General features: G+C 60.7%; 2 protein-coding genes. One reads left to right on the top strand and one right to left on the bottom strand.

The window, feature by feature from the left end; all coding sequences use genetic code 11:
- Nucleotides 1-88: 88 nt before the first annotated feature.
- Complete coding sequence (gene purT / locus F8N85_RS34060) at nt 89-1,270, top strand: formate-dependent phosphoribosylglycinamide formyltransferase (RefSeq protein ID WP_150807684.1); 1,182 nt, start codon at nt 89-91, stop codon at nt 1,268-1,270.
- A gap of 96 nt (nt 1,271-1,366) precedes the next feature.
- On the opposite strand, the gene F8N85_RS34065 is transcribed toward purT, so the two are convergent.
- A partial coding sequence (locus F8N85_RS34065) for a transporter associated domain-containing protein (RefSeq protein WP_318183235.1) occupies nt 1,367-1,571 on the bottom strand: 205 nt, incomplete at its 5' end.

Here is a 1,571-nt window from a genome sequence, read left to right on the forward strand (position 1 = left end):
CCCGGTTCATGTAAAATGCCGCGTTTTCTCCCATGGGAAGCCCGCGCTGCGTGCGACCCTCGATGATCCGCTCCTTTGAGGACCTGAGATGACCCGTATCGGAACTCCATTGTCGCCAACCGCGACCCGCGTTTTGCTGTGTGGCTGCGGCGAGCTGGGCAAGGAAGTGGTAATCGAGCTGCAACGCCTGGGCGTTGAAGTGATCGCCGTGGATCGCTACGCCAACGCACCGGCCATGCAAGTGGCCCATCGCAGTCATGTGATCAACATGCTCGATGGCGCGGCGCTGCGTGCGGTGATCGAAGCGGAGAAGCCGCACTTCATCGTGCCGGAAATCGAAGCCATCGCCACTGCTACCCTGGTGGAGCTGGAGGCCGAAGGCTTTACCGTGATTCCGACTGCCCGTGCCGCGCAGCTGACCATGAACCGCGAAGGTATCCGGCGTCTGGCCGCTGAAGAGCTGGACCTGCCGACCTCGCCGTACCACTTCGCCGACACTGTCGAAGACTATCGCAAGGCGGTCGAGGATCTGGGCTTCCCGTGCGTGGTCAAGCCGGTGATGAGTTCCTCGGGCAAAGGCCAGAGCCTGCTGCGCAGCGTCGATGACGTGCAGAAGGCTTGGGATTATGCGCAAGAAGGCGGTCGTGCCGGCAAGGGGCGGGTGATCATCGAAGGTTTTATCGACTTCGATTACGAGATCACTCTGCTGACTGTGCGCCATATCGGCGGCACCACCTTCTGCGCGCCGGTCGGCCACCGCCAGGAGAAGGGCGATTACCAGGAATCCTGGCAGCCGCAGGCCATGAGCCCGATTGCCTTGGCGGAATCCGAGCGGGTTGCCAAAGCGGTGACCGAAGCCTTGGGTGGTCGGGGACTGTTCGGCGTCGAGCTGTTCATCAAGGGCGATCAGGTGTGGTTCAGCGAAGTTTCGCCACGTCCCCATGACACCGGTCTGGTGACGCTGATTTCTCAGGACCTGTCGCAGTTCGCCTTGCATGCGCGGGCGATTCTGGGGTTGCCGATTCCATTGATCCGTCAGTTCGGTCCATCGGCTTCGGCGGTGATTCTGGTGGAAGGGCAGTCGACCCAGACTGCTTTCGCCAACCTGGGTGCGGCATTGAGCGAGCCGGATACGGCATTGCGTCTGTTCGGCAAGCCGGAAGTCAATGGTCAGCGCCGGATGGGTGTTGCCTTGGCTCGTGATGAGTCGATTGAAACTGCTCGCGATATAGGTCTATCAGGTAACCCGGTTCAAATCGGGGATATGTAGCAGCTGCCGAGCTCGCGAGGCTGCGTTCGGTCGAAGCGGTCGTCGTTGGTTAAACGCGATTTAATTGATACGGCGCGGTTGCAGGTTTTATGACCCCTACGCGGTCGAACGCAGGCTTGCGGGCTCGCCAGCGGCTACATGCCAGATCAACACGCGGCTGACACGGTTGTCTTCAGTTTCGAGGATTTCCAGGCGATAGCGACCGATCTTCAGGCAAACCGCGCTCTCCGGGATGGTTTCCAATGCTTCGGTAACCAGTCCATTGAGGGTTTTCGGGCCGTCGCTGGGCAGGTGCCAGCCG

The organism is Pseudomonas fluorescens (assembly GCF_902497875.1).
GTDB classification, from domain to species: Bacteria; Pseudomonadota; Gammaproteobacteria; order Pseudomonadales; family Pseudomonadaceae; genus Aquipseudomonas; species Aquipseudomonas fluorescens_BR.